This window comes from Micromonospora sp. WMMD1076, assembly GCF_029581475.1.
Taxonomy (GTDB): Bacteria; Actinomycetota; Actinomycetes; order Mycobacteriales; family Micromonosporaceae; genus Micromonospora; species Micromonospora aurantiaca.
On sequence record NZ_CP120862.1, the window covers coordinates 2,646,297 to 2,666,368 of the forward strand.

Consider the following 20,072-nt stretch of genomic DNA (forward strand, 5'->3'; position numbering starts at 1 on the left):
GTCAGGCGAGCCGGTCGCGGACCGCCGAGGTGTCGACCGTCTGCGTGACGTCCAGCCGGGGCGTGTGCGGCGGGCCGGCGTGCGTCGGGTCGGCCAGTCCGAGCCGCATGCTGATGTACGGGAACCCCAGGCCGGAGAGCATCTGCCGCAGCACCTCGCGGGTGCCCTCGACCTCCACCACACCGGACAGCGGCACCAGCGACACCCCGTGCCGGGTGGCGGTGAGCCAGGCGGCGGAGAGCGCCTCGCCGGCGCGCAGCCAGCTCATCGTCTCGTCGTCGGAGCCCCACAGGATCCCGTAGACGGCTGCCTTGTCGTGGCCGGGCCCGATCGGCAGCGAGCCGGCGCTGCCGAAGTCGCGGGCCGGAACGGTCGTCTGCGGCGCCTGGTCGGGCAGCACCTCCGGCGGCAGCCCGGTGCCGGTGCCGGCCCGGCTGGTCCAGTACGCCAGTTCCTCGCGTAGCTCCGGGCTGTCCGCCTCGACGGTGGCGGCCTGCTGGGCGGCGCTCGCGAGCTGGATCTTCTGGGTGTCGTCGAGCAGTTGCAGGTTCACCCCCTCCAGCGTGGCGGCCCGGTCGATGTCGTTCAGCGCGGCGGTGGGGATCGGCTCGTCGCTGACCGGCCGCCGGTCGGTGTGCCGCACCTGCATGCACTGCACGACGTGCATGGCGTCGGGGTCGGCGCCGGTGTGCTTCAGGCTGGTGATCCGGGCCAGCAGGTCGGGTTCCTTCGGGTCGGGCAGCCGTTCCACCACCGGGGTCCAGCCCTCGGCGGCCAGCGCCACCCGGGCGTGGTGCAGCGCGGCGCCGCAGCTCACCACCAGCAGGTGCCCTTCCGGGTCCATGGCGCTGAGGTGCCGTTCGCGGACCACCCGCAGCTCCAGCGCGTCGGGCAGGACCGTCCAGTGCCACGGCTGCGTGTTGTGCACCGAGGGGGCGTGGCCGGCCATTCCGGCGGCCTCCGCGAGCGCGGTGGTCAACGGGCGATCGCCGGCCGGCGTCTCGTGGCTCATCGTCACGACCTTTCCTGTTTTCCCCATCGTGCCCCACGCCCGGGACGCCCGGGTGGGGATGCCGCTCCATCCTCGGGCATGCCCGGCCGTCCCCGCAGGGGCCTTCGCCCCCGCAAGGCCCCGATGGTACGGCTGGCCGACCGGTACGCCGCCGCGTTCGTGCCGTTCACGTGGACGGGCGGATGGTGCACGTCGGTCAGCTCGCCGGGGAACCGCCGGAGTGGGCGGGCCGGCTCGGTGAGCGCGCCGAACGGGCCGGGCGTTCCGCGGTCTGGGTCAGCGACGACCACGGGCCGCTCGGCGCGATCCTGCTGGAGGACCCGGTCCGCGCGGACGCCCGCCGGACCGTGCGGCGGCTGCGCGAGGCGGGCCTGACCCGGCTGGTCATGGTGACCGGCGACCGTCCGGGCACGGCCCGGCAGGTCGCGCAGGTCGTGGGCGTGGACGACGTGATCGCGCGGTGCTCGCCGCAGGAGAAGGCCGATCGGGTACGCCAGGAGTCGGCGCACGCGGTGACTGTGATGGTCGGCGACGGTGTGAACGACGCGCCCGCGCTGGCCGAGGCGCACGTGGGCGTGGCGATGGGCGCGACCGGGGCGACCGCCTCGGCGGACGTGGCCGACGCGGTGCTCACCGTGGACCGCCTGGACCGGCTCGCCGACGCCGTCGAGATCGCCCGGTACGCCCGCCGCGTCGCGGTGCAGAGCGTCACCGTCGGGATGGGCCTGGCGGTGCTGGCGATGCTCGTCGCCGCGGCGGGCCGGCTGTCCCCGGTGGCCGGCGCGTTCCTCCAGGAGGGCATCGACGTCCTGGTGCCCGATCTGCTGGCCGCGCTCTACGGCCTGGACGCGGTGCTGCGCCCGCACCTGGCGCAGGAGGAGGAGGACTACTTCTCGCTCAACCCGGAGGAGGGCTCCACCGCGCCCGGCCGCTGAGTCAGCGCTCGCGTACCACAGCGACGGGGCAGTGCGAGTGCTGGATGAGTTGCTGGCTGACCGAGCCGAGCAGCATGCCGCGCAGGCCGCCCCGGCCCCGGCTGCCGACCACCACGAGCTGCGCCGACCGGCTCGCCTCCACGAGCAGCGCGGACGCGCTGCCGGGGACCGCCTCGATCTCGACCGGCACGTCGGGGAAGCTCTCCCGCCACGGCGCCAGCTCCGCCTCGGCGGCGGCCCGTTCGCTCGCGGCGACCTGCTCCGGGTCGAAGTCCGGCGGCACCCACCTGTCACCCGGCGGCTCCCAGGCCCGCAGCACCCGCAGCGGCACGTCCCGCTGCGCGGCCCGCTCGACGGCGAAGCCGAGCGCCCGCAGCGCCGACTCCGAGCCGTCCGAGCCGACCACCACCGGCCCGGACGTGGCGGCCTGGCCGTCGCGGACCACCACCACGGGGCAGTGGGCGTGCGCGGCGACCGAGACCGCGGTGGAACCGGCGAGCAGCCCGCCGAAGCCGCCGTGGCCCCGGCTGCCGAGCACCAGCATCCCGGCGTCGGCGGACCGCTCCTGGAGCACCAGCGCGGGCGGGCCGTCGAACACCTCGCCGTGCACGGTCAGGCCCGGCCGCTCGGCGGCGGCGTCCGCCGCCGCCTTGCGGACCAGTTCGTCGACCTGCTGCCGGGCGGCCTCGTCGGGCCACACCCCCGGCGCGACACCGGGGCCGATCCAGCCGGTCACCGTCAGCCACTCGAAGACGTACGCCAGGCGTACCGGCCGCCCCGACCGGCCCGCCTCGTCCAGCGCCCAGTTCAGGGCGACCGACGCGTCGCCGGACCCGTCGTAGCCGACCAGGATCTCCTCGCCGCTCATTCGCCACTCCTCACGGCCGGGTCGTTCTCGCGGATCCAGCGCCACTCGGCGACCCGGGGGTCGTCCTCGCCGTAGCGCCGGGTGTAGTCGCGGCAGGCCTGGCGGGCGTCCACCATGTCCTGGCGCAGGTGCGCGGCGCGCGACCGCAGCCCCGGCACCCGGTCGATCACGTCGATGACCAGGTGGAAGCGGTCGAGGTCGTTGAGCATCACCATGTCGAACGGCGTCGTGGTGGTGCCCTCCTCCTTGTAGCCGCGCACGTGCAGGTTCTCGTGGTTGGTCCGGCGGTACGTGAGCCGGTGGATCAGCCACGGGTAGCCGTGGTAGGCGAAGATGACCGGCTTGTCGCGGGTGAAGATGGTGTCGAACTCGTTGTCCGGCAGGCCGTGCGGGTGCTCCGACGGCGGTTGCAGGCGCATCAGGTCGACCACGTTGACCACCCGCACCTTCAGGTCCGGCAGGTGCCGGCGCAGCAGGTCGGCGGCGGCGAGCGTCTCCAGCGTCGGCACGTCGCCGGCGCAGGCGAGCACCACGTCCGGCTCGGTGCCGTCGTCGCTGCTGGCCCAGTCCCAGATGCCCAGGCCGCGGCGGCAGTGCTGGATCGCCTCGTCCATGGTCAGCCAGTTCGGCGCGGGCTGCTTGCCGGCCACCACAACGTTGATGTACTGCCGGCTGCGCAGGCAGTGGTCCATGGTGGACAGCAGCGTGTTGCCGTCCGGCGGCAGGTAGACCCGGACCACCTCGGCCTTCTTGTTCACCACGTGGTCGATGAAGCCCGGATCCTGGTGCGAGAAGCCGTTGTGGTCCTGGCGCCACACGTGGCTGGACAGCAGGTAGTTCAGCGACGCCACCGGCTCCCGCCAGGGGATGTTCCGGGTCACCTTCAGCCACTTGGCGTGCTGGTTGACCATCGAGTCGACGATGTGGATGAACGCCTCGTAGCTGGTGAAGATGCCGTGCCGGCCGGTCAGCAGGTAGCCCTCCAGCCAGCCCTGGCACAGGTGCTCGGAGAGCACCTCCATCACCCGGCCGTCGGGGGAGAGGTGGTCGTCGCCGGGCACCTCGGCGCCCACGAACGCGCGGTCGGTCACCTCGAACGCCGCGCCGAGCCGGTTCGAGGCCACCTCGTCCGGGCCGAACAGGCGGAACGTCTCCGGGTTGCGGGCGATCACGTCGCGGACCCAGGGGCCGAGCACACCCGTCGCGCCGGCCATCGGCTCACCCGGCGTCGGTACGTCGACCGCGTAGTCGCGGAAGTCCGGCAGCTCCAGGTTGCGCAGCAGCCTGCCGCCGTTGGCGACCGGGTTGGCGCTCATCCGGTGGTCACCGGTGGGCGGCAGGTCGGCCACCTCGGCGACCGGGCCGCCGGTGGCGTCGAACAGCTCCTCCGGCCGGTAGCTGCGCAGCCAGCGCTCCAGCTCGGCCAGGTGCTCCGGATTGTCCCGGACCTCGGAGATCGGCACCTGGTGGGCGCGGAACGTGCCCTCGACCTGCTTGCCGTCGACCCGGGACGGACCGGTCCAGCCCTTCGGCGTCCGCAGGATGATCATCGGCCAGCGGGGACGCTCCACGTGCTCGCCGGAGCGGGCCCGGCGCTGGATCGCGGCGATCTCGTCGACCGCCCGGTCGAGCGTGCCGGCCAGCAGCTGGTGCACTGTCGCCGGGTCGTCGCCCTCGACCACGTACGGCTCGTAGCCGAACCCGCGCATCATGTCCCGCAGGTCCTCGCCGGGGATCCGGTCCAGCACCGTCGGGTTGGCGATCTTGTAGCCGTTGAGGTGCAGGATCGGCAGCACCGCGCCGTCGCGGGCCGGGTTGAGGAACACGTTCGACAGCCAGCTTCCGGCCAGCGGGCCGGTCTCCGCCTCGCCGTCGCCGATCACGCAGGCCACGAGCAGGTCCGGGTTGTCGAACGCGGCGCCGTACGCGTGGCTCAGCGCGTACCCCAGCTCGCCGCCCTCGTGGATCGAACCCGGCACCTCCGGCGCCACGTGGCTCGGGATGCCGCCCGGGAAGGAGAACTGCCGGAACAGCCGCTGCATGCCGGTCTCGTCCCGGGGGATGTGGTGGTACAGCTCGCTGTAGGTGCCCTCCAGCCAGGTGTTCGCCACCAGCGCCGGGCCGCCGTGGCCGGGGCCGGTGACGAAGATGGCGGACAGGTCCCGGTTCACGATGACCCGGTTGAGGTGCGTGTAGAGCAGGTTGAGCCCGGGGCTGGTGCCCCAGTGGCCCAGCAGGCGCGGCTTGATGTGCTCGGGCTTGAGCGGTTCGCGCAGCAACGGATTGTCGAGCAGATAGATCTGGCCGACGGTCAGGTAGTTCGCCGCGCGCCAGTAGGCGTCCAGCCGGCGCAACTCGTCTTCGGTCAGGGGGCTGTGCAGGTTCACCGCGGTGTCCATGCTGCGTTAGCCTCTCGTGGCTCGGGGTCGGCTGCCACTCGGGGACCACATTTTCTTCCCCGGCGCGTCCAGCCTCGCCCCCGTCGGGGGTCGCCGGTCAGGGCCGTAGGTCCCGCCTCGCGCGGGCGTCATGACCCGTGTCCGGCGTCCGCGGGGACGCCCCGCACGACGATCAGCGGGGCCGGCGAGTGGTAGAGCAGGGACTGGCTGACCGCGCCCAGAGTGGACCCTACCGGCCCGTCTCCCCAGGCGGCCACCACCGCGAGCTGCGCGGCGCGGGACCGGTCGAGCAGGACGGACCTCGGCTCACCGTGGACGGTCTCGCAGTCGGCGGCGACCCGGGGATACCGCCGGGCCTGCCGGGTGACCGCCTCCTCCAGCCGCCCGTCGTCGCGGTCGCCGGACTCCGGCTCGATCACCCGGACGGCGAGCAGGCGGGCGTCGCGGTGCTGCGCGCAGTCGAAGGCGTACGCGAGGGCGGCCTGCGAGCTGGGCGACCCGTCGAAGCCGACGAGCAGCGGCCCGGGCGGCGCCGGCTGGGTGCGCCCGACCAGCACCGGGCAACCCGCCCGGGCGGCCACGTCCACTGCCGGCGTGTCGGCCGGTACGCGGTCCGGGTGGGCGGACATGCCCCCGTCACCGAGCGCGATCAGGAATGCGGTGTCGGCGACCCGCAGCAGCGCCTCGACCGGCGAGCCCTCGACGATCCGCCCGCTGACGGGCACCTCCGGCGCGCACTCGGCGGCGACCTGCCCGGCGTGCTCCAGCACGTTCTCCGCGTCCGTGCGGGTGCCACCGGCCGGGGCCGGGCCGGGCGTCGCGGCCCAGTTGAACGCGTGCAGCAGGTGCAGCGGCCGGTCGTGGGCGGCGGCCTCGGCGGCGGCCGTGCGGACCACCGTCAGATCGGCCTCGGACCGGCTGACTCCGACCACCACCGCGCCGTGGCTGGGTGCGGCCACCCCGGCTCACCTCCCGAACCCTGCTTTTCACCCACCGTAGTCGTGGGACCGGGTGCGCCGGAGCGGGTCGGCGGAACTGGCGGTCAGCGCGGGGCGGGCAGCGCCGGGTGGACCCGCAGCACGACGGCTGTGGCGTTGTCCTCGCCGCCCTCGTCCAGGCTGGCGGCGAGCAGGGCCTCGGCGGTGCGCGCCGGGTCGCGCCGCGCGGAGAGCAGGTCGCGCAGCCGGTGGTAGCCGAGCTGGTCGCTGATCCCGTCGGTGCACAGCAGCCAGGTGTCGCCCCGGCGCAGCGGCACGGCGAGCAGGTCCGGCTCGGGCTGGTCCGGGTGGCCGACGTAGCGCAGCAGCTGGTAGCGCGCCCGCGCCGCCTCCGGCGAGCCGGCCGGCCACCAGCCGTGCAGCAGGCCGAGCCAGGCCATCGTGTGGTCGACGGTGACCAGTTCCAGCAGCCCGTCGCGCAGCCGGTACGCCCGCGAGTCGCCGAGCTGGACCAGCCAGCCCTGGTCGCCGTCCGGCTCGACCACGAGCGCGGTGAGCGTGCACCCGGTCAGGCCCGGCTGCGCGGCGCCGGCCTGGCGTACCCGCCGTTGGGTCTCGGCCACGGCGGCGCGCAGCGCGGCGGCGCCGACGGCGGGCCAGCCGGCACGGACCCGCGCGGTGAACGTCCGGGCCGCCGTCGTGCCCGCCACCCGGCTGCCCTCGCCGTCGCCCATCCCGTCGCAGACCACCGCGAACGGCAGCTCGGGGTCGACGTGCAGCACGTCGTAGTTCTCCGGGTAGCGGTGCCCGACCACGCCGCCGCCGGCGATCTCCAGGGTGAGGCGGCCGGCGGTGAGCCGGCGCGCGGGCTCGACCGGCCGGTCCAGCGGACGGCGGCGGAACACCAGCGGACCGTAACACCGGGACGGGCCGGACAGCGGTAGGCCGGGTCACCTGTCAACCAGGGTTGACAGGTGAAGGGCTGTCAACCTACATTGACAGCATGAGTCAAGCGACGGAACTCGCGGCGGCGGCCGGCAGCACCGACCCCAAGGTCGGCCTGCGCGCGGTGCTCGCCCTGCGCCGGCTGCTCGAACGGCTCGAGGTGATCCAGGTCGACAACGCCCGGCGACAGGGCTGGTCGTGGCAGGAGATCGCCGACGCCCTCGAGGTCAGCCGGCAGGCGGTCCACAAGAAGCACGCCGGGCGACCGGCGGTGCGCGAGAGCTGGGAGGCGTGATGTTCGAACGATTCACCGACCGGGCCCGTGCCGTGGTGCACCACGCGCTCGACGAGGCCCGCGCCGAGGGGCGGCGGCCGGTCGGCACCGAGCACCTGCTGCTGGGCGTGCTCGCCGACCGCGACAGCCTGGCGGTACGGCTGCTGGCGGCCGGCGGCGTCGACGCCGGCACCCTGCGCGCCGCGGTGGCCCGCCACACCGCGCAGGGCGTGGACGGCCTCGGCGCGGCGGACGCCGCGGCGCTGCGCGAGATCGGCATCGACCTCGCCGCGATAGTGGCCCGGATCGAGGAGTCCTTCGGCCCCGACGCGCTGCGCGAGGCGACCCCGCGCCCGCGCCGGTGGTGGCGTCGCGGGTCGCACCACGGCACGTTCTCGCCCCGCGCCAAGAAGGTGCTGGAGTTGTCGCTGCGCGAGGCGCTGCGGCTGCGCCACCGGCACATCGGCACCGAACACATCCTGCTCGGCCTGCTGCGCGAGGGCGACGGGCCGGCCGCCGCGGTGCTCACCGAGGCCGGGGTGGACATCGACGACCTGCGGCGGCGCGTCGACGCGGCGCTACGCGAGGCGGCCTGACCCGCACCCGGTTCTCAAACCTGTTTGCGGTCCTCGCAACGTCCCGCTGCGCCGGGTCGCCGTCACGCCACGTCTCCTGCACACTGACGCCGTGAACGGTGCAGACGACAAGCGCCCGGTGAACGCGGACAACCGCACCCCGCGCTCGGCAGTGGTGGTCAACCCGGTGAAGGTGGCCGACCTGGACGAGTTCCGCCGCACCGTGGACGGCGCGCTCGCCGCCGCCGGATGGCCGGCCCCGGCCTGGTACGAGACGACGGTCGAGGACCCGGGCCGCGGCCAGGCGGAACAGGCGGTGCGGGCGGGCGCGGAGGTCGTCTTCGCCTGCGGCGGCGACGGCACGGTGATGGCCTGCGTGACCGCGCTGGCCGGCACCGACGTGGCGCTCGCAGTGCTGCCCCAGGGCACCGGCAACCTGCTGGCCGCCAACCTCGGCCTCTCAGGCGACCTGGCCGCCGGGCTGGAGGTCGCCGTCGAGCGCGGGATGCGCCGCCTCGACGTCGGCGTGGTCGGCGACAAGTGCTTCGCGGTGATGGCCGGGATGGGCTTCGACGCCCAGATGCTCGACTCCACCTCGGAGACCACGAAGAAACGGATCGGCTGGCCCGCGTACGTGGTGGGCGCCGCCCGCCACCTGCGCGACCGGCCGATGCGGGTCTCGGTGCGAATCGACGGCAAGCCGCCGCTGCGCCGCCGGGCCCGCTCGGTCCTGGTCGCCAACGTCGGGCGTCTCCAGGGCGGGGTACGCCTGCTCACCGAGGCCGAACCGGACGACGGCTGGCTCGACGTGGCGGTGCTGACGCCGCGTACGCTGCGCCACTGGCTCGCCATGGGCTGGGCGGTGCTGCGCCGCCGCGACAGGGTGCCCGGGATGGAGGTGTTCCGGGCCCGCGCGGTCGAGATCACCAGCACCCGGGCACAGCCCCGGCAGCTCGACGGCGACCTGATCGAGCCGGGCCGCTCGCTGAAGGCCACCATCCGCCCCGAGTCGCTCTGGCTCTGCGTACCGCGCCCGGAGGAGCATCCCGACCTGGCGGTGGACGCGGACGCGGTCGGCGAGCGCGGTGAGCACCTGGTCGAGGAGGCCCGCCGTGAGTAGCACGAAGCTGGTCCCCGAGACCCGGCTGATGACCGAGGACCAGCTGTCCGCCGACGACGCCTGGCACACACTGCGCCGGCACGGCGGCTGGTGCCTGCTGCGGGACGCGTTCATCCGGTTCCGCTACGGCGACGGCTTCAGCCACTCCCGGGCGCTGGCGTTGCAGCTCTGCCTGGCGGTGGTGCCGTTCCTGATCGCGCTCACCGGTCTGATCACCGACCTGGGCGTGGACGAGGGCGGCAAGGTCGTCGCCGACACGGTGCTGGCGATCACGCCCGGCCAGAGCGAAGCGATGGTGCAGGACCTGCTGACCGACAGCGAGCGCACCGAGGACGCCGGTGAACTGGCGCTGACCCTCGGTCTGCTGACCGGGCTGGTCGCGCTGACCACCACGATGGCGCAGATCGAGCGGGGCGCCAACCGGATCTACGGCGTCGAGCGGGACCGCCCGGCGCCGGCGAAGTACCTGCGCGCCGCGGTCCTCGCGGTGATCGCCGGCGTACCCGCGCTCGCGGGCTTCCTGATCCTGGTCGGCGGCCGGTCGATGGGCGCGTCGGTACGGCGGCACTACGAGTGGGGCGACCTCGCGATGGCCGGGTGGGACGTGATCCGCTGGCCGCTGAGCCTCGGCCTCACCGTGCTCGCCGTCGCGGTGCTGTTCCGGCACGCCCCGCGACGCCGCCAGCCCGGCCTGTCCTGGCTCTTCTTCGGCGCGTCCATCGCCATCGCGATCTGGTGGCTGGCCAGCCTGCTGCTCGCCGCCTACGTGAAGTACAGCGGCGGATTCGGCCAGACCTACGGCGCGCTGACCGGCATGATGGCCCTGTTGCTCTGGGCCAACCTCACCGGGATCGCGCTGTTCGGCGGGCTGGCCTTCGCCGCCCAGCTCGAAGCGATGCGCATCGGCGTGGAGGAGCCCGCCCAGCCGGACCTGTGGGAGCCGGAGGCGCAGCGGGCCGAGCTGTTCGACACCGGTGAGATGACCTCGCTCTGACGCCGCGCCGGTACGGCGTGTACGGGACACGCCGATCGGGTACAGCGCGCCTCGCAGAAGAACGAGGGAGGTGTGTGGTGTGACAGCGGTCAAGGAAGCCGGGAGCCGGCCGCTCAGCCATTTCGCGGAGCGGAGCCTCGCGGGCCTGCTCGCCGTGGCCGGCACGGGAGTCGGGTTCGGCGTGCTGCTCATGCTGGTGCGGTTCCGGTGGAGCCCGCTGGCCGACGCCGACCACGCGGCGGCCGAGTGGTTCAACAACCTCGTGGCCCCGCACGGCCCGCTTGTCACAGTGCTTCAGGCGATCACCGACCTGGGCGGACGGCCGGTGCTGATCTGGCTGGTCACCATCGCGGTGGTGGGCCTGCTGATCCGCCGCCAGCCCCGGCTGGCGGTCTACCTGATCGTCACCGGCACCGGCGGGCTGATCCTCGACCCGTCGCTCAAGGCGCTGGTCGGGCGGCTGCGCCCCGTGGTGGACGTGCCGATCGCCAGCGCGCCGGGCAACAGCTTCCCGAGCGGCCACGCGCTCGGCTCGTTCGTCGCGTACGGGGCGCTGCTGCTGGTGTTCCTGCCGGCCATGTCGCCGCGCTGGCGCAAGCCGGCCGTCGCCATCGCCGGCGTGCTGATCTTCCTGGTCGGGCTGACCCGGATCGCGCTGGGCGTGCACTTCGTGTCCGACGTGATCGGTGGCTGGCTGCTCGGCGCGGCCTGGCTGGGCGTGACCGCGTACGCCTTCCGGCTGTGGCGGCGCGAGCGCGGCCGGCCGGTGCCGCCGCTGCGCGAGGGCCTGGAGCCGGAGGCGGGCGAGGACCTGGCGCTCGCGCCGGACGAGGAGAAGGTGCTGGAGCACCCGCGCTCGGCGGTGGCCGAGCTGCTGGTCGGCTGGGTGCTCGTCTTCGGTGTGCTCTACGCGTTCGGCATGTTCGTCAGTTACCACGCCAAGGGCACGTTCCTCGACACGCTCGACACCGAGGTGCCGCGCTGGTTCGCCGAGCGGCATGCCGGCGTGCTCACGGAGCTGAGCTGGTGGTGGAGCAAGTTCGGCGACACCCACGCCATCCTGCTGGTGTCGCTGGTGTTCTGCCCGATCGTGCTGGCCGTGTGGCGGCGCTGGCGGCCGGTGCTGTACGTGGTGCTGGCGATGGTCGGCGAGCTGAGCCTGTTCCTGGCCAGCGCCCGGGTGGTGGACCGGCCCCGGCCGCCGGTGGAGAACCTGGACGGGCAGATGCCCACCTCGTCGTTCCCCTCCGGCCACATCGCGGCGACCATCTGCCTCTGGGTGGCCATGGCGGTCATCGTGTTCCCGCGTACCGACAGGTGGTGGCGGTGGCTGTTCGTGGGCATGGCCGTGCTGATGCCGGTCGGCGTGGCCACCTCCAGGATGTACCGGGGCATGCACCACCCGACCGACTTCATGGGCGCGATCCTGCTCGGCGCGCTCTGGCTGTCGTTGCTGTACTGGGTGATCCGGCCCAACGCCGACGTGTACGAGGGCAACCGGCCGGCGATCGAGTCCGAACAGGTGGACGAGCTGGACGACGAGCTGGCCAAGGCCGCGCGGCCGGACTGAGCCGATGCTGCGGGTGATGACCTGGAACATCCGGACCGGCGGGCGGGACGGCGACGGCACCGACCGCCGGGACCGGATCGTCTCGGTCGTCACCGCCCAGCGCCCCGACGTGCTGGCCCTGCAGGAACTGCGCGGCATGGACGCCACGCTGGGCGGCCTGGCCGGGCGGCTCGGGATGGCGGCGTACCCGGCCCGGTCCTGCTTCGGTCAGCCGGTGGCGGTGCTGGTCCGCCCGCCGCTGCGGGTGCTGCGCGCCGGCCGGGTCCGCCGCCCGTTCCACCACGCCGCCGCCCGGGTACAGGTCGCGACCGGCGCCGGACCGCTCACCGTGCTGAGCACGCACCTGTACCCCTACTCGGGCGGGCGGCGGCGGATGGAGGCGGACTGGCTCGCCGCCGCGCTCCGGCGTACCGGGGGAAAACTGGCCCTGCTCGCCGGGGACCTGAACACGCTGGAGCCCACAGCCGACCACACCGCCCGGCTGGCCGGGCTGGCCACCCCGTACCGGCGGCGGCACCTGCGCCGCGACGGTCGTACCGTGGACACCCGTGCGGTGGCCCGGCTGCTCGACGCCGGTCTGGTGGATCTGTGGCCGCGGTCCGGCGGCGACGAACCCGGCGGCCTGACCGTGCCGACCCGGCACGGCGGCGCCGAGTTCGCCGGGATGCGGCTGGACTACCTGCTCGCCACCCCGGCGCTGGCCGACCGGGTACGCGCGGTGCGTGTGGTCCGCGACGGTGACGCGGACGCGGCGTCGGACCACTATCCGGTGCTGGCCGAGGTGGACCTCACGGCCGGCTGAACGACCCGGACGTCAGGTCGGCCACCACGAAGGCCGCGAAGATCAGGATGACCGTCTCGCTGACCAGCCAGGAGTGCCTGTCGGTCCAGGAGCGGAACGCGGGCAGCAGACGCTCCGCGCGCTCGCCGGACAGCAGCAGCACGAGCAGCGGCAGGGCCAGCAGCAGCACGGTGAGCGCCACGAACGGCAACAGATGCCACCACGGGCGGCCGTGCCCGGCCATGCTCCCCGCGACCGACGCCATGACCAGCTCGTCGCTCGGTACGGCGACGGCGAGCACCAGCCCCAGACCGAAGGCGTACGCGGGCCGGGGGTCCTGCAACCGGCGCAGCCACCCGGGCGGCCGGTCGCGCCGCCGCCTGCGGAACGTGATCACCATGAGGACCGCCAGCAGGCCCAGCACGATCCAGTCGATGAGCCGCCGGCTGCCGCCCACCCCGATGCCGTGCACGGCGGTGTGCCGCACCACCCGGAACGCCGCGTACCAGAGCGTCAACGGCCCGAGGACGCCGACCGCCACACCGCCCAGGAAGGCCGCCGAGCTGCGCCGCGGGTGGCGGGCGGAGGCGAGGACGACGGCGCTGACGAGCTTCGACCCGGCGACCATCTCCAGCGCCAGCGGCAGCGCGGTCAGCAGGGGCATGCCCCATTCTGGCGTCGCCGTCGCGCGCGCCGGGCCGGGTTCTACAGGACCAGGTTGAGCAGCACCGTGAGCACCACCGAGGCGACGATCGAGAAGAGGATCATCAGCAGGCAGCCGAGCCCGCCCCCGGCGGGCCGGATCTCGGTGTTCCCGATACGCATGGCGTCAACTCCTCAGCGGGGTGGCGAGCACTGTCACAGCTCGCGCAGCCGGGGCAGCAGCTCCTCCTGGGCCCAGTCGAGGAACATCGGCTGGGTGTCGCCGCCCACCTGGACCAGCGCGACGTGGGTGAAGCCCGCGTCGACGAACTTCTTGAACGCCTCGATGTGCCGGTCGGTGTCCGGGCCGCAGGAGATGCCCTCGGCCACGTCCTCCTCCCGGACGAACCGGGTGGCCGCCTCGAACGACTCCGGGCCGGGCAGGTCGGCGTTGACCTTCCAGCCCAGACCGAACCAGCGGAACTGCTCGTGCACGATCTTGCGGCACTCGTCCTCGTCCGGGCCGTAGCAGATCGCGACCTGCCCGTAGCGGGGGCTGCCCGCGCCGCCCGCCTCCTCGTACAAGTCGATCAGATGGGGCAGCGGGTCGGTGGCGATCATGGCGTCGGCGTACTCGGCGGCCAGCGTGGCCGACTGCCGCCCGGACGCGGCCACCGCCATCGGCACCGGCCGCTCCGGCCGGTCCCAGACGTACGCGTCGGGCACGTCGAAGTGGTTGCCGGAGAATGTCAGCGTCTCGCCGTTGAGCAGTGGCCGGATGATCTGCAGCGCCTCCTCGAACATCTCGTGCCGCTGCTGCACGTGCGGCCATCCGCCCACCACGTGCTCGTTGAGGTTCTCCCCGGCGCCGAGACCGAGCGTGAACCGCCCGTCCGAGAGCACCCCGATGGTGCTGGCCTTCTGCGCCACCACCGCCGGGTGGTACCGCCGGATCGGGCAGGTCACGAACGACATCAGCTCGGCCCGGGTGGTGGCGTGGGCGACCGCGCCGAGCACCGACCAGGCGTACGGGGAGTGGCCCTGGGACTCCAGCCAGGGGTAGTAGTGGTCGGACATGACCAGATGGTCGAAGCCGGCGGCCTCGGCGCGTACGGCGTGGTCGACGAGTTCCTTCGGGCCGGCCTGCTCGCACATGAGGGTGTAACCGACGTTGACCATGGCACGTCTCCTTCCCGGGCGGATCGTCCCCGGATACCCCGCCCGGCGCCGGTCAACCCTGCTGTCCGCTTCCCCGCCCGCCTCCGGTCAGCTCTCTTAACCGGTTCAGTGCGTGTGGCCGGTCAACCCCTTTCGCCTCCCCGCGCGCCCTGCTTAACCGGTTGCCTAATGCCTTCCATCGCCCTACGCTGATGCCTGCGTCCGTTCGGGAACCGGGCGGCGGCTACCGGGCTCAGTCGCCACCACCTCGTCACAGTCACCGCACCCCCGCTCGGGCACGGGGGAGACCTTCCCCTGAGGACAGCCATGAAGAAACTGCTCTCCGTCGCGGGCGCCGCCCTGCTGACGGCCCTCGCCGCCGTCTTCGCCCTCGGGCAGCCGGCCCAAGCCGCCACCGGGTTCTCCGTCTCCAACGGGCGGCTATACGACGCCAACGGCTCCGAGTTCGTCATGCGCGGTGTCAACCACGCGCACACCTGGTACCCGCAGCAGACCAGCTCGTTCGCCGACATCAAGGCGCTCGGCGCGAACACCGTCCGGGTGGTGCTCGCCAGCGGCGACCGCTGGACGAGGAACAGCGCCGCCGACGTGGCCAACGTGATCTCGCTGTGCAAGACCAACCGCCTGATCTGCGTGCTGGAGGTGCACGACACCACCGGGTACGGCGAGGAGGGCGCCGCCGCCTCGCTCGCGAAGGCCACCGACTACTGGCTGAGCATCGCCGACGTGCTCAAGGGCCAGGAGAAGTACGTCATCGTCAACATCGGCAACGAGCCGTTCGGCAACCAGGGCTACAGCGCCTGGACCACCGACACCTCGAACGCGATCAAGCGGCTGCGCGCCGCCGGTCTGACCCACACGATCATGGTGGACGCGCCGAACTGGGGCCAGGACTGGTCGTTCACCATGCGCGACAACGCCGGCACCGTGTTCGCCGCCGACCCGCAGCGCAACACCGTCTTCTCCATCCACATGTACGGCGTGTTCGACACCGCCGCCGAGATCAGCGACTACCTGGGCCGGTTCCGTACCGCCGGGCTGCCCGTCGTGGTCGGCGAGTTCGGCTTCAACCACTCCGACGGCAACCCGGACGAGGACGCCATCATGGCGTACGGCCAGGCCAACGGCATCGGCTACCTCGGCTGGTCGTGGAGCGGCAACGGCGGCGGCGTGGAGTACCTGGACATGACCACCGCGTTCAACCCGGCCCAGCTCACCACCTGGGGTCAGCGGATCTTCAACGGCGCCAACGGCATCGCGGCCACCTCCCGCGAGGCGTCGGTGTACGCGGGCAGCACCCCGACCGCCGGCCCCACCGGCAGCCCGACCACCAGCCCGACGCCGACGCGCAGCCCCAGCCCGACCCCGCCGCCGACCACCACGCCCCCACCGTCCGGTGGCTGCACCGCCGCCTACACCGTCGCGAACTCGTGGCAGGGCGGCTTCCAGGGCGAGGTCAAGGTGACCGCCGGCGCCGCGGCGATCACGGGGTGGACGGTCCGCTGGACGTTCGCCAACGGCCAGTCAGTCACCCAGGCGTGGAACGCCAGCGTCAGCAACAGCGGGTCGGCGTACACCGCCCGCAACGTCGACTACAACGGCCGCCTCGGCGCCGGCGCGAGCACCAGCTTCGGCTTCATCGGCAGCTGGCAGGGCACGAACTCCACCCCCGCCGTGACCTGCACCCCCGCCTGACCCCCTAGTGGCGTGATCAAGGAGTTCGTGTCCCGATCGGACCTCGACGGCGACACGAACTCCTTGATCACCGGGGTGGGGGGTCAGGCCGTGGTCACCTCCAGCAGGAGGGCCTGTTCGGGATGCAGGGCGGGGAGTTGCAGGCCCACCGTGCCCAGCACCGAACCGGTCACCGCGATCCCGTCGCCCGGCCGGGCCAGCCAGCCCGGTGGGGACAGCTCCAGCAGGGCGGGTTCCGGCACCCCGGCGGGCGGGCGGACCCGGTAGCGCCGCCGCGGGTCCAGCCCCGGCAGCCGTACCGCGCCCGGCACCTGCGCCGCCGAGGTGGCGACCCGGCTGACCGCGTACACCGCATGCGAGCTGTCGTGGGCGACCACGCCGTGGGCCTGCACGGCCGGGTCCGGGTGGTCGACCCGGACCACCCGGCCGGTGTGCAGCAGCGGGCGCAGCCGCTTGTGCAGCGCCACCCAGGCGGCGAGTTCGGCCCGCTCGCCGGCGTCGATCGCGGTGATGTCCCACTCGATGCCGTGGTGGCCGAACAGCGCGGTGACCGCACGGAAACTCAGGTCGTGCACACGGTGCGTGGTGTGCGAGCGCTCCGGGCCGATGTGCGTGCCGATCAGCTCCGGCGGCAGCAGCAGGCCGGTCCAGCGCTGGATGGACAGCCGTTCCAGCGCGTCGTTGCAGTCGCTGGCCCAGACCCGGTCGGTGCGGCGCAGGATCTCCAGGTCGACCCGCGCGCCACCGGAGGAGCAGCTCTCGATCTCGACGTCCGGGTGCCGGGCGCGCAACTCGTCCAGCAGCCGGTAGACCGCGAGCGTCTGCGCGTGCACACCGGGCCGCCCGGCATGCCCGGCCTCGGTGAGGTCGCGGTTGTGGTCCCACTTCAGGTACGCGATCCCGTCGTGCTCGCTCAGCACCGCGTCGAGCCGTTCGAGCAGATAGGCGTACGCGTCCGGGCGGGCCAGGTCGACCACCTGCTGGTGCCGCCACGGCGGCGGCAGCCGGCCCGGCGCCTGGAGCACCCAGTCGGGGTGGGCGCGGAACAGGTCGGAGTCGGGGTTGACCATCTCCGGTTCGACCCAGAGCCCGAACCGCATGCCGTGCCCGCGTACGTGGTCGATCAGCGGCTGCAACCCGTCCGGCCAGACCTCGCCGTCGACCCACCAGTCGCCGAGCCCGGCCTGGTCGTGCCGCCGGCCGCGGAACCAGCCGTCGTCCAGCACGAAGCGTTCCACACCGACCTCGGCGGCCGCGTCGGCGAGCGCCCGCAGCCGATCCAGGCCGTGGTCGAAGTAGACCGCCTCCCACACGTTCAGCGTTACCGGCCGGGGCGTGCGCGGGTGTGACGGGCGGGCCCGCAGGTGGGTGTGCAGCGCGTCGCTGAGCCCGTCCAGCCCGTCGGCCGAGTGCGCCGCGTAGAGCAGGGGAGTGGCGTACTCCTCGCCCGGCCCGAGCACGATCTCGCCGGGTGCGAGCAGCTCGCCGCCGCCGAGCGTGGACTCACCGGTCGGACGTCGTTCGGCGGCCGTGACGTGGTCGCCGCTCCACGCGGTGTGCACCGCCCACACCTCGCCGTGCCGGAAACCGAACCCGGCGGTGCCCGCGACCAGCAACAGCGTGGCGTCGTGGCCGGTGCGGCCGTGCCGCCCCTCGCGTACCCACGCGCCCATCGGCCACGGGTGCCGCTGCGGCGCGCGTTCCCGGCACCACCGGCCGGTCAGGTCGAGCAACTCGGTGGCGACCGCCGGCACCGGCAGCACGGGCGTCAGCTCCCGCACCTCGTACCGGCCGTCGCCGTCGTTGCGCAGCCGGTGCCGCAGCGTCAGCACCCCCGCCGCGTCCAGCGTGATCTCGACGGTCAGGCTCAACCCCGCGCCCGGGTCCGCCGCTCGCACCACCACCCGCCCGGAGGTAAGGAAGGGCCCCTTGTTAACGCCTGGTGCATGTAAAGGGGCCCCTCCTAACAGGGCGGGCGCAGCGTCGGGCGGCGGCGGTGCCGTGGGCTCGTCGTGCACGTCGAGGCCGGTGAGGCGGAACGCCGTCGACCAGTCCCGGCCGTCGCGGTGACCGGCGAGACCGGGCCGCCCGCTCCACCCGGCACTCGCCTCGGGCAGCAGCGACAGCACGGTGGGCGTGTCGAAGCTGCTCGGCACCACCGGCGGGACCGTGGCGTCGACGAGCGCGGGCAGGTCCTCGCCGGGCAGCGGGCCGAGGTCGGCGCCCCAGTGCACGACCCGGGGCAGTCCTGTGCCGCGTGCGTCGAGCACCAGGCTGGTCCGCGCGCGGCGCAGGTGGACGATCGTCATCCCTTGGAGGCCCCCAGCGTCAGACCCCGGACGAACTGCTTCTGCAGCAGGAAGAAGATCACCAGGGTGGGGATCGCGACCAGCACCGAACCGGCCGAGACCAGGTTGTTGTCGGTGAAGAACTCGCCGCGCAGGTTGTTCAGTGAACTGGTGACCGGGAACTTGTCGCCGGTCCGCATGAGCACGGTGGCCCAGAAGAACTCGTTGTAGATCCAGGTGACCTCCAGCGTCGCCAGCGCGGCCAGCGCGGGCCGGCACAGCGGCATCGTCACCTGCCAGTACTGCCGCCACACGTTCGCCCCGTCGACCATCGCGGCCTCGTACAGCTCGTGCGGCAGTGCCTTCATGTAGTTGCTGAGCACGAACACGCAGAAGCCGCACTGGAACGCGACGTTGACCAGGATCAGCCCCCAGTAGCTGTCGTACAGCAGCTCCGAGTCGCTCATCCAGGCCGGCAGCGGGATCTCGGTGAACATCCGGAACAGCGGGATGAGCAGCGCCTGTTGCGGCAGCAGGTTCGCCGCGGTGAACAGGCCGAGCAGCGCGATGTTGAGCTTCCAGCTGAACCGGGCGATCACGAACGCCACGCAGGAGGCGAGGAACAGCGTGAGCAGCACCGCCGGGACGGTGATGTACGCCGAGTTGAGGAAGTGCTTGCCGAACTCGGCGGTACGCCAGGCGGTGACGTAGTTGTCGACCGTCCAGCCGCCGAGCGACACGTAGCCGTTGGCGGCTGTGTACTCGTAGGAGCGGAACGAGGTGAGCACCGCCCAGAGGATGGGGAACAGCCAGCCCACGGCGACCGTACCCAGGAACAGGTGCAGGACGACCCGGGCGGGCCGCACGGGGCGGCGGCGGCCGGCGGAGACGGCGGTCATCGCTTGTCCTCCCGCATCACGGTCCAGAGGTAGATGGTGATGAAGACCAGCGAGACGGCCAGCATGATCGTCGCCAGCGCCGAGCCGAAGCCGATCCGGCTGGCCTCGCCCACCACGTTCTGGGTGACCAGCGCGGAGATCAGCTCCAGCCCGTTGCGGCCCTTGTTGATGACCCAGACCAGGTCGAACGCGCGCAGCGACTCGATCACCGTCACCACCAGCACGATGATGTTGATCGGCCGCATCACCGGGAAGACGACCCGGAAGAACGTGCTGGTCTCCGAGGAGCCGTCCACCGCGGCGGCCTCCCGCAGCGACGGGTCGACGCCCTTGAGGCCGGCCAGGTAGAGCAGCATGACGTAGCCGACGTGCCGCCACCCGGCCGCCACCAGCACGGCCCAGATGTTGACGTTCGGGTCGCCGTACCAGTCGGTGTCTCCGCCGAACACGCCGTTGAGCAGCCCCTGGTCGCGGCTGTAGATGAGCTGCCAGACGAAGCCGATGAGCGCCAGCGACAGCACCACCGGCAGATAGAGCGCGGTCTGGTAGAAGCGGCTGCCGCGCAGCTCCTTGTCGAGCAGCACGGCGAGGAACATGCCGAACGGGGTGGCCACCACGAACAGCGCGGCCAGCCAGAGCAGGTTGTTCTGCACCGCGGGGACGAACGGCGGGTAGATGTTCACCACGTCGTCGTAGTTCTTGACCCCGACCCATTCGATCTCGCTGATCGGGCCGATGCCGTCCCAGTTCGTGCCGGACAGCAGCACGGTCGCCACCGCGGGCAGCCAGACCAGCCCGGTGACGAGCAACAGGGGTACCAGCACCATCAGCGTGATCACCACGCAGTCGGTGCGGGACAGGAGCCGTAGCCGGCGACCGCGACCACCCTTGGTGGTGGTCGCGGCCGGCGGCGGCACGGCGCGATCCGCTTGGATCAGGGGCAGGTCGGACATGATGT

The 20,072-nt window shown here is 73.0% G+C and carries 17 protein-coding genes and 1 pseudogene; 8 read left to right on the forward strand and 10 right to left on the reverse strand.

Annotation, left to right across the window (positions count from 1 at the left end):
* Position 1 precedes the first annotated feature (1 nt).
* A complete protein-coding gene (locus tag O7622_RS12900) occupies positions 2-1,012 on the reverse strand; it encodes a nitroreductase (protein ID WP_282313558.1) in 1,011 nt (336 codons plus the stop codon).
* A gap of 170 nt (positions 1,013-1,182) precedes the next feature.
* Between O7622_RS12900 and O7622_RS12905 the strand changes: the two are divergent.
* A pseudogene (locus tag O7622_RS12905) lies at positions 1,183-1,947 on the forward strand (HAD-IC family P-type ATPase); the annotation flags it as partial.
* 1 nt (position 1,948) lies between these two features.
* Here O7622_RS12905 and O7622_RS12910 read toward each other — a convergent pair.
* From O7622_RS12910 to O7622_RS12925, 4 genes are all read right to left on the reverse strand, one after another.
* A complete protein-coding gene (locus tag O7622_RS12910; protein WP_282313559.1) occupies positions 1,949-2,815 on the reverse strand; it encodes a universal stress protein in 867 nt (288 codons plus the stop codon).
* Positions 2,812-5,214 carry a phosphoketolase family protein gene (locus O7622_RS12915; protein ID WP_282313560.1) on the reverse strand — a complete coding sequence of 801 codons (2,403 nt, stop codon included), beginning with the start codon at positions 5,212-5,214 and terminating at the stop codon, positions 2,812-2,814. Before O7622_RS12915 ends, O7622_RS12910 begins: the two co-directional genes overlap by 4 nt.
* 128 nt (positions 5,215-5,342) lie before the next feature.
* Complete coding sequence (locus O7622_RS12920; protein ID WP_282313561.1) at positions 5,343-6,173, reverse strand: universal stress protein; 831 nt, start codon at positions 6,171-6,173, stop codon at positions 5,343-5,345.
* A gap of 83 nt (positions 6,174-6,256) precedes the next feature.
* On the reverse strand, positions 6,257-7,057 hold the full coding sequence (locus O7622_RS12925) for a PP2C family serine/threonine-protein phosphatase (RefSeq protein ID WP_282313562.1): 801 nt from the start codon (positions 7,055-7,057) through the stop codon (positions 6,257-6,259).
* A 98-nt stretch (positions 7,058-7,155) separates the two neighbouring features.
* Between O7622_RS12925 and O7622_RS12930 the strand changes: the two genes are divergently transcribed.
* From O7622_RS12930 to O7622_RS12955, 6 genes are all read left to right on the forward strand, one after another.
* Positions 7,156-7,392: an HTH domain-containing protein gene (locus O7622_RS12930; protein WP_030275209.1), complete on the forward strand. Its 237-nt coding sequence runs from the start codon at positions 7,156-7,158 to the stop codon at positions 7,390-7,392.
* Entirely contained in the window at positions 7,392-7,967 is a 576-nt protein-coding gene (locus tag O7622_RS12935) for a Clp protease N-terminal domain-containing protein (protein ID WP_282313563.1), read from the forward strand. The genes O7622_RS12930 and O7622_RS12935 overlap by 1 nt, the downstream gene beginning before the upstream one ends.
* 91 nt (positions 7,968-8,058) lie before the next feature.
* Entirely contained in the window at positions 8,059-9,066 is a 1,008-nt protein-coding gene (locus O7622_RS12940) for a diacylglycerol kinase family protein (protein WP_282313564.1), read from the forward strand.
* Positions 9,059-10,060 carry a YihY/virulence factor BrkB family protein gene (locus O7622_RS12945; RefSeq protein ID WP_282313565.1) on the forward strand — a complete coding sequence of 334 codons (1,002 nt, stop codon included), beginning with the start codon at positions 9,059-9,061 and terminating at the stop codon, positions 10,058-10,060. Before O7622_RS12940 ends, O7622_RS12945 begins: the two co-directional genes overlap by 8 nt.
* A 79-nt stretch (positions 10,061-10,139) precedes the next feature.
* Positions 10,140-11,630 (forward strand): phosphatase PAP2 family protein, encoded by a 1,491-nt coding sequence (locus O7622_RS12950; protein WP_282313566.1) that lies wholly within the window; start codon positions 10,140-10,142, stop codon positions 11,628-11,630.
* 4 nt (positions 11,631-11,634) lie between these two features.
* Positions 11,635-12,432, forward strand: coding sequence for an endonuclease/exonuclease/phosphatase family protein (locus tag O7622_RS12955; RefSeq protein ID WP_282313567.1), 798 nt, complete (start codon positions 11,635-11,637; stop codon positions 12,430-12,432).
* Here the strand turns inward: O7622_RS12955 and O7622_RS12960 are convergent.
* Both O7622_RS12960 and O7622_RS12965 read right to left on the reverse strand, forming a co-directional pair.
* Positions 12,419-13,075, reverse strand: a complete 657-nt coding sequence (locus O7622_RS12960; protein ID WP_282313568.1) for a GAP family protein — start codon at positions 13,073-13,075, stop codon at positions 12,419-12,421. The genes O7622_RS12955 and O7622_RS12960 overlap by 14 nt on opposite strands.
* Before the next feature lie 194 nt (positions 13,076-13,269).
* Entirely contained in the window at positions 13,270-14,232 is a 963-nt protein-coding gene (locus O7622_RS12965) for a TIGR03557 family F420-dependent LLM class oxidoreductase (RefSeq protein WP_282313569.1), read from the reverse strand.
* A 306-nt stretch (positions 14,233-14,538) separates the two neighbouring features.
* On the opposite strand from O7622_RS12965, the gene O7622_RS12970 reads away from it, so the two are divergent.
* On the forward strand, positions 14,539-15,927 hold the full coding sequence (locus O7622_RS12970) for a cellulase family glycosylhydrolase (RefSeq protein WP_282313570.1): 1,389 nt from the start codon (positions 14,539-14,541) through the stop codon (positions 15,925-15,927).
* Positions 15,928-16,010: 83 nt separating this feature from the next.
* On the opposite strand, the gene O7622_RS12975 is transcribed toward O7622_RS12970, so the two are convergent.
* From O7622_RS12975 to O7622_RS12985, 3 genes are read right to left on the reverse strand one after another with little or no spacing between them, the layout of a single operon-like run.
* On the reverse strand, positions 16,011-18,236 hold the full coding sequence (locus O7622_RS12975; protein ID WP_282313571.1) for an alpha-galactosidase: 2,226 nt from the start codon (positions 18,234-18,236) through the stop codon (positions 16,011-16,013).
* On the reverse strand, positions 18,233-19,114 hold the full coding sequence (locus O7622_RS12980) for a carbohydrate ABC transporter permease (RefSeq protein WP_013284905.1): 882 nt from the start codon (positions 19,112-19,114) through the stop codon (positions 18,233-18,235). The genes O7622_RS12975 and O7622_RS12980 overlap by 4 nt, the downstream gene beginning before the upstream one ends.
* Positions 19,111-20,067: a sugar ABC transporter permease gene (locus tag O7622_RS12985; protein ID WP_282313572.1), complete on the reverse strand. Its 957-nt coding sequence runs from the start codon at positions 20,065-20,067 to the stop codon at positions 19,111-19,113. Before O7622_RS12985 ends, O7622_RS12980 begins: the two co-directional genes overlap by 4 nt.
* Between the last annotated feature and the right edge of the window lie 5 nt (positions 20,068-20,072).

Coding starts and splice junctions, on each gene's coding strand:
- O7622_RS12900 (WP_282313558.1), bottom strand. CDS start 1,012: ATGAGCCACGAGACGCCGGCCGGCGATCGCCCGTTGACCACCGCGCTC.
- O7622_RS12910 (WP_282313559.1), bottom strand. CDS start 2,815: ATGAGCGGCGAGGAGATCCTGGTCGGCTACGACGGGTCCGGCGACGCG.
- O7622_RS12915 (WP_282313560.1), bottom strand. CDS start 5,214: ATGGACACCGCGGTGAACCTGCACAGCCCCCTGACCGAAGACGAGTTG.
- O7622_RS12930 (WP_030275209.1), top strand. CDS start 7,156: ATGAGTCAAGCGACGGAACTCGCGGCGGCGGCCGGCAGCACCGACCCC.
- O7622_RS12935 (WP_282313563.1), top strand. CDS start 7,392: ATGTTCGAACGATTCACCGACCGGGCCCGTGCCGTGGTGCACCACGCG.
- O7622_RS12955 (WP_282313567.1), top strand. CDS start 11,635: ATGCTGCGGGTGATGACCTGGAACATCCGGACCGGCGGGCGGGACGGC.
- O7622_RS12960 (WP_282313568.1), bottom strand. CDS start 13,075: ATGCCCCTGCTGACCGCGCTGCCGCTGGCGCTGGAGATGGTCGCCGGG.
- O7622_RS12965 (WP_282313569.1), bottom strand. CDS start 14,232: ATGGTCAACGTCGGTTACACCCTCATGTGCGAGCAGGCCGGCCCGAAG.
- O7622_RS12970 (WP_282313570.1), top strand. CDS start 14,539: ATGAAGAAACTGCTCTCCGTCGCGGGCGCCGCCCTGCTGACGGCCCTC.
- O7622_RS12975 (WP_282313571.1), bottom strand. CDS start 18,236: ATGACGATCGTCCACCTGCGCCGCGCGCGGACCAGCCTGGTGCTCGAC.
- O7622_RS12980 (WP_013284905.1), bottom strand. CDS start 19,114: ATGACCGCCGTCTCCGCCGGCCGCCGCCGCCCCGTGCGGCCCGCCCGG.
- O7622_RS12985 (WP_282313572.1), bottom strand. CDS start 20,067: ATGTCCGACCTGCCCCTGATCCAAGCGGATCGCGCCGTGCCGCCGCCG.